At 68.6% G+C, this 7,055-nt stretch carries 6 protein-coding genes; 2 read left to right on the top strand and 4 right to left on the bottom strand.

Annotation, left to right across the window (positions count from 1 at the left end; all coding sequences use genetic code 11):
• Positions 1–207 precede the first annotated feature (207 nt).
• The 4 genes from QH196_RS16500 to QH196_RS16515 form a co-directional block, all read right to left on the bottom strand.
• Positions 208–2,487, bottom strand: coding sequence for a heavy metal translocating P-type ATPase (locus tag QH196_RS16500; protein WP_280416682.1), 2,280 nt, complete (start codon positions 2,485–2,487; stop codon positions 208–210).
• Positions 2,488–2,513: 26 nt separating this feature from the next.
• Complete coding sequence (locus QH196_RS16505) at positions 2,514–3,428, bottom strand: hypothetical protein (RefSeq protein ID WP_280416683.1); 915 nt, start codon at positions 3,426–3,428, stop codon at positions 2,514–2,516.
• Positions 3,429–3,882: 454 nt separating this feature from the next.
• The gene (locus QH196_RS16510; protein WP_280416684.1) at positions 3,883–4,623 is read right to left on the bottom strand and encodes a lysophospholipid acyltransferase family protein; all 741 of its coding nucleotides are present in this window, start codon (positions 4,621–4,623) and stop codon (positions 3,883–3,885) included.
• Between the two features lie 57 nt (positions 4,624–4,680).
• Entirely contained in the window at positions 4,681–5,442 is a 762-nt protein-coding gene (locus QH196_RS16515; protein ID WP_280416685.1) for a lysophospholipid acyltransferase family protein, read from the bottom strand.
• Between the two features lie 100 nt (positions 5,443–5,542).
• On the opposite strand from QH196_RS16515, the gene QH196_RS16520 reads away from it, so the two are divergent.
• Together QH196_RS16520 and QH196_RS16525 are read left to right on the top strand one after the other, a co-directional pair.
• The gene (locus QH196_RS16520; protein WP_280416686.1) at positions 5,543–6,502 is read left to right on the top strand and encodes a hypothetical protein; all 960 of its coding nucleotides are present in this window, start codon (positions 5,543–5,545) and stop codon (positions 6,500–6,502) included.
• A 44-nt stretch (positions 6,503–6,546) separates the two neighbouring features.
• On the top strand, positions 6,547–7,055 hold a 509-nt coding region (locus tag QH196_RS16525; RefSeq protein ID WP_280416687.1), incomplete at its 3' end, for an MBL fold metallo-hydrolase.

The following is a 7,055-nucleotide window of genomic DNA, read 5'->3' on the forward strand; positions in this document are numbered from 1 at the left end:
CGGCAGTTGCCGACGAGGGCCCGCGCGACACCGGCCAGTTTCTGCCGGCCCAGCGACAGATCCCCGGCCGGGGTGGCGCCCACATCCTCCAGTCCGACCGCGCGTAGCGCCTCGGTGACGGCGGGGTCAACCCGGTTGCGGGCCCCCCCCGTCCCCCCCACCCGGGGGGGGGCCCCGGGGGTGGGCCCCCCCGGCCCTTGATGCCGGTCAGTGGGTCGGCCGGAACCTGCGCAGGCGCAGACTGTTGCTCACCACGAACACCGAGGAGAACGCCATCGCGGCGCCGGCCAGCATCGGGTTGAGCAGACCCGCCATGGCCAGCGGGATCATCGCCACGTTGTAGCCGAAGGCCCAGAACAGGTTGCCCTTGATGGTGCCGAGGGTGCGCCGGGCCAGCCGGATGGCGTCGGGGGCGGCGGTGAGGTCGCCCCGGACCAGGGTGAGATCGGCGGCCTCGATGGCGATATCGGTACCGGTGCCGATGGCCAGGCCGAGGTCGGCGCGGGCCAGGGCGGCGGCGTCGTTCACGCCGTCGCCGACCATCGCGACGGTGCGACCTTCGCCCTGCAGCCGTTCGATCACCGCGACCTTGTCCTGCGGCAGCACCTCGGCGATCACCTCGTCGATGCCGACCTGCCGGGCGATGGCCTGCGCCGCGGTGGTGTTGTCGCCGGTGAGCATGATCGGGGTGAGGCCGAGTGCCCGCAGCCGGGAAACCGCCTCGGCAGAGGTCGGTTTCACGGTATCGGCGACCACGAGCACGCCGCGGGCCTTACCGTCCCAGCCGATGGCCACCGCCGTCCGGCCCTCGGCTTCGGCCGAGCGCATGGCGTCACGCAGGTCGTCGTCCAGGGTGAGGGCGTAATCGGCGAGCAGTCCGACGCGGCCCACGATCACCGCGTGGCCGTCGACCACGCCTTCCACGCCGAGCCCGGCGTTGTTGTGGAAACCTTCGACCGGCAGCAGGGCGCCCACGCGCTGGCGCGCACCGTCGGCGATGGCCTTGGCGATGGGGTGTTCGGACGAGTCCTCCAGCGAACCCGCCAGCCGCAGCACCTCGTCGGTGTCTTCGCCGGCCGCGGCCACCACATCGAGCAGTGCCATCTTGCCGGTGGTCACGGTGCCGGTCTTGTCGAGGACTACGGTGTCCACCCGGCGGGTGTTCTCCAGCACCTCGGGGCCCTTGATCAGGATGCCCAGCTGCGCACCGCGACCGGTGCCGACCATGAGCGCGGTCGGGGTCGCCAGACCCAGCGCGCACGGGCAGGCGATGATCAGCACCGCCACCGCCGCGGTGAAGGCCGCCGCGACCGCACCGCCGGTGCCGAGCCAGAAGCCGAGGGTGGCCACGGCGAGCGCGATCACGATCGGGACGAAAACCCCGGAGATCCGGTCGGCCAGCCGCTGGGCCTGCGCCTTTCCGGATTGCGCGTCTTCGACCATGCGGGCCATCTGCGCGAGCTGGGTATCGGATCCGACCCGGGTGGCCTGCACGGTGATGCGACCACCCACGTTCACGGTCGCACCGGCGACCGAATCTTCCGGACCGACTTCCACCGGCACGGATTCCCCGGTCAGCATCGAAACATCCACCGCGGACGAACCGTCCACGATCACGCCGTCGGTGGCGATTTTCTCACCCGGACGGACCACGAAGCGGTCGCCGACGGCGAGCTGTTCCACCGGTATCCGCTCTTCGGTCCAGCCGTCCGCGCCCGCGGGGCGCAGCACCGATACCTCTTTGGCGCCGAGCTCCAGCAGGGCCCGCAGCGCGGCTCCCGCGCGGCGCTTGGACTTCGCCTCGAAGTACCGTCCGGCCAGGATGAAGGTGGTGACACCGGCGGCGGCCTCCAAGTAGATGCTGCCGGTACCGTCCATCCGCGCGATCGTGAATTCGAACGGGTGGGTCATGCCGGGGGTGCCGGCGGTGCCCCAGAACAGCGCGTACAGCGACCAGCCGAATGCGGCCAGGGTGCCCAGCGAGACCAGGGTGTCCATGGTCGCGGTGGCATGCCGCAGATTCGTCAACGCCGCCCGGTGGAACGGCAGCGCGCCCCAGACGACGACCGGTGCTGCCAGCGTGAGCGACAGCCATTGCCAGTTGGTGAACTGCAATGCCGGGATCATCGCCATGGCGATCACCGGAACGGTGAGCACCAGCGAGATCAGCAACCTGGTGCGCAGGGAATCGGTGGGGTCGGCCGGTTCGGTGGTGGTCTTCTCCTCGGCGGGCGCCTGCGGAAGCGCGGCCGTGTATCCGGTCTGTTCGACCACGGCGACCAGGTCGTCGGGGGTGAGGTTTTCCGGAAACTGGACGCGGGCCTTCTCGGTCGCGTAGTTGACCGTCGCGGTCACACCGTCGAGCCGGTTGAGTTTCTTCTCGATACGGTTGGCGCAGGAGGCGCAGGTCATCCCGCCGATCACCAGTTCGACCTGTTCGGTCGAGGGTTGGGCGGTGGACGTCTCACGGGGTGTCTGTGTGGTCATGATTTCGCTCGCTCCGTGTGGCCGGATCAGTGGCCGTGGCCGGGTTCGGTGGGTTCGGGTGCCGGTTGCGGGGCGGTGGTACCGGGTTCGACCGGAACGGTCAGCTCGGCCCGGTGCACGGTTCCCGCATGCCGGAATTCGAAGAACAGCCGGTAGTCCCCGGCGCCGGGCGCCGTTACCGCGAAACGCACGCCCGGACCGGCCGGGGTGGTTCCGTCGCCGGGATGGCCGGCCGGGTGGACGTGGAGATAGCCGAGGTCGGCGGCGCGCAGGGCCACGAGATGACCGTACGCCCCCAGGTAGGGCTGTAGATCGGTGACCGGTTGCCCGTCGCGGGAGACCGTGAGGGTGAGGTCGGTGGACTGTCCCGCCGCGAGGGTTCCGTTCAGCTCTACCGTGTAGTCGCCGGTGGTCGCGGTGGTGGCCGGGGCGGGCAAGGCCTGGGGCTCGTACCGGCCCGCGACCCGCAGCTCGGTCCCGAGCGTGAACGGCTGCCCGTCGGCGGTGACGAAGTCCGCGAAGACCCGGTAATCGCCGGCGCGGCCGAGGTTCACCGGTGCGCTCCAGGTGCCGTCCGCGCCGAGGGTGGGATGCAGGTGCTGATACCCGGTCATATCGCGGCGTACCAGGATCAGGTGCAGGTCTTTCTCGTGCTCGGTCGTGTACTGCTGCACCGGTCGGCCCGTACTGTCCTCGATCCGGAAGCGCAGCGTGGCGTCGCGCCGGGATTCGGTGATCGGGTCCGCCACCACCAGCGTGTATCCGCCGGCGGTGTCGGTCAGGCCGCCGGGGCCGGCGGGTGTGCCGGGGGCCGGTGCCGCGGTGTCGTGGGTCTCCGGCTCGCTGTCCGGTGACTCCACAAGAGTTCCGACCCCCAGGGCGACTCCGAACAGCGCGACAAGTCCGAGCGCGAAGCCGGCGAACTTGGTCGACGTATTCATCCGATGCTCCATCCAACGGTTTTCCAGGCGGTCCGCGCCGCCTCTGCCCCTTACGGTACCCCCCTAGGGTATTTTGTCAACAGGTGAGGTGAACGGCATCGGCAGTTGTGGATGAATGGGGATACTTGCGGTGGGGCGCCAACGCCGGTGGTTGAGGATGCGGCCGGTCGGCCGGAACGAGGGGGCCGCCGGAAGCGAAGTCCGCCGCGGCGCGGTCCGTATCCACCGCTTCCAGCCGCCCGGCGGACCGCCCGGTCAGGGCGATGAGCGCAGCGGAGAGCCAGGAAGCGGCGGACCCGCCGGCATAGAGATCGCTGTGGACGAGTGTGGACAGCTCATCCACCGGATCGCAGCGAACGCCGACCGGTGCCGAGCTGCCGGAACGGCGAGCCGAGGTTCGGCCGGTCGGGGATGCCGTAGGAGATCTCGCCGAGCCCGTCGCGCGGCCTTCGGGCTAGGGGCGTGGGGTATGCCGGCGGGCGTACTCCTCGGCCTCCAGTACCGCGGCCTGTTCGAGGGTCGGGGCGCTCCCGCCCGATCGGGCCGGTACCCACGGCTCACCGGCGGGCATCGGGTAGCCGTCCTGCGCCGCGGTCAGCAGATCGCTCATCCGAGTGCGCAGCGCGGTGGTTACCTCGTCGGGCGAACCCGTGGCTTCCAGCGGTTCGCCGATCCGGATATTGATCGGGAAATTGTGCCGGCCGAGCCGGCGGGGAAATCCCTTGGTCCAGATTCGCTGTGCACCCCAGATGACCAGCGGAATGATCGGCGCACCGGATTCCAGGGCCATCCGGGCCGCACCCGATTTGAATTCCTTCAGTTCGAAACTGCGGCTGATGGTCGCCTCCGGATAGACAACGACCAGTTCCCCCTCGCGTAGCGCCTCGACCGCGCGCCCGAACGATTCCGCGCCCGCCGTGCGGTCCACGCCGATCGCCTTGCAGTGCTTCATCAGGAAACCGACGATGCCGTGTTCGAGTTCGGCTTTCATCATGTACCGCACATTGCGGCCCGACCTGCGCCCCACCACCCCGACCTGCATGAAATCCAGGTAGGAAGTGTGGTTCACCGCGAGTACCGCACCACCGGCGCGTGGGATATGTTCCTGGCCGCGGATATCCACCCGCAAGCCCTGGGCGAAGCACACCGTATGCACCAGCCCGGCGAGAATATCGAAAACTGGCTCCCGCGCCATCGCGACTCCTGCTCACTACCTGCGGATATACCCGCTCCCGGTAACGCCTCGCAGTGGTTATGCGTCCGCCGCGCCGTCGCCGCCGCGTTTGTGGGCGGCTCGCTGGGCGGCCTCGGCGGCGTCCATCGCGTCGGCTTCTTCCAGGGTAGGGGCACTGCCGCCGAGCCGCGCGGGAACCCAGTAGGCGCCGGGTTCGTGATGGTAGTTCTCCTGCAACCCGTGCAGCAGCCGCTGCATCGTGGAACGCAGTTCGGCGGTGAGTTCGGCTGCGGGCTCATAGGGCCGGATCGGTTCCCCGACGGCGATGGAGATCGGGGTGTTGGTGCGGCCGAGCCGTTTCGGATACCCCTTGGTCCACACGCGCTGCGCACCCCAGATGACGATCGGAATGATCGGCACATCGGCTTCGAGGGCCATCCGGGCCGCACCCGATTTCAGCTGTTTGATCTCGAAGCTGCGGCTGATCGTGGCCTCGGGGTACACGCCGACGAGTTCGCCGCGGCGCAGATAGTTCACGGCGGCCTGGTACGAGTCGGCGCCGGCGGTGCGGTCGACCGGAATATGTTTGAGGGCCCGCATGATCGGGCCGGAGATCTTGTTCTCGAAGACCTCGTGTTTGGCCATGAACCGGATATAGCGCTTGGGGGTACGCACCGGCAGGCCCGCGTAGGTGAAATCCATGTACCCGGTGTGGTTGACCGCGAGCACCGCACCGCCGGTGGCGGGAATGTTCTCGTCGCCGGTGACGGTGAATTTCAGGCCCTCGAGGAAGAAGACGGTCCGGGCCAGCCCGATGACAGTCCGGTAGACGGGATCCACAAGTCCGCTAGCGTAGTCGCTGCCATGATGACCGGCGCCGCCCGGCCCGCGAAAGCACGCCCGGCGGGCCCTGTTCGAACCGGTATGTACCGCAGGAAAGGTGATCGTCGAAGTGGAACGCGTCCGCCCCGTACCGTCGCGCCGACCCGGCCGCGCAACCGCACCGCGCCGTGCAGACGATCTCGGCGCCGGTGCCGCACCGCGCCGCCGCCGGGGCCGGTCGGCGGTGCTCGGGCTGGCCGCGGCCGGTCTGCTGCTGGCCACCGGATGTGATTCGGTCTCCGGTATCCCGGTCGACGATCCGGTCACCGAGTCGGCCGATACCGATACCGGCGCCGCGCCGACGGCTACCGCCACCGCCGTGGCGCCTTCGCCCACACTGCCGCCGATCCCCGCGGACGCACCGGTGGTCGGCGAGGTGCCCGGGGTTCCGGAGGCTGCTCCCGCACTGCAACGTTTCGCCGTCGACCTGCGTGCCGGTGATCTCACGACCCTCCAAGAGGCCTGCTGGACCATCCCGCCCCTCACCGCGCAGACCATGTACGCCGACCCCGATGCCGTGCTCAGTGCGCTGGCCCAGCCGGGTACGGCGACCGACGGAACCCTCACCTGGACAGACGGAGTGACGAGTGTCACGGCCGAGCGGGATCGGGTGGCGTCCGGATATGCCTGCGGCCGCGTGTTCCCCGCCGGCGTGGAACCGGCGCACGATGCCGCCGACGCCCGGCACACCGTGCGCCGCTACCTGGCCCGGCTCGTCGGTCAGCCGTTGCACCCCGACGATCAGGAAGCCGAATATCCGTTGGTCTGCGCGGCGAATCCGGCTACCTGGGATCCCCAGGCCACCGGCGCGCCGGTGCCCGCGCCGTTGGCGAACAACCCCGGCATGCTCACCGGAACCACCGGTTTCACCGATCAGCAGATCAGTTCCCAGCAGCTGACCCCGGGATATATGTCGGTGACAGCGCCGGTGACAAATGCCTCGGGCGTCACGCAGAATCGGACATTTGTCCTCGCAGATGGTGACAACGGCTACTGCATCGGGGAAATCTCGTCCTGAGCCACTACCCTGGAAGCCTGCAATCGGTCAAGAGGAGCGAGCACGTGCAGATCACCAGCGTCGGACATGCGGGATTCCATATCCGGACCGCGGCCGGGACGATCCTATGCGATCCCTGGGTGAACCCCGCGTACTTCGGTTCCTGGTTCCCGTTCCCGGACAACACCCAGCTCGATTGGGAGGAACTGGGGAACTGCGATTTCCTCTACGTTTCCCATTTGCACCGCGACCATTTCGACGCCGCTCATCTGCTGGAGTACGTCAACAAGGACGCCACCGTCCTGCTGCCCGACTACCCGGTCCCGGATCTGCGCCGTGAGCTGGAGAAACTCGGATTCCACAAATTCTTCGAAACCGAGGATTCGGTCAAGCACACGGTGACCGGCGCCATGGGCGCGGGCGGGGGGGGGGGCCCCCCCCCCCACCACCAAAAAACCCCCAAACCAAAAAAAAAAAAACCCAAACAACAAAACCCCCCCCAAAAACACTCCCAACCAAACACCAACCCCCCCCCCCGAAACAGAAAAAACACGCTAAAAACCCAAAAGCTGCG

The sequence above is a fragment of the Nocardia carnea genome (assembly GCF_029868325.1).
In the GTDB taxonomy this organism is placed as follows: Bacteria; Actinomycetota; Actinomycetes; order Mycobacteriales; family Mycobacteriaceae; genus Nocardia; species Nocardia carnea_C.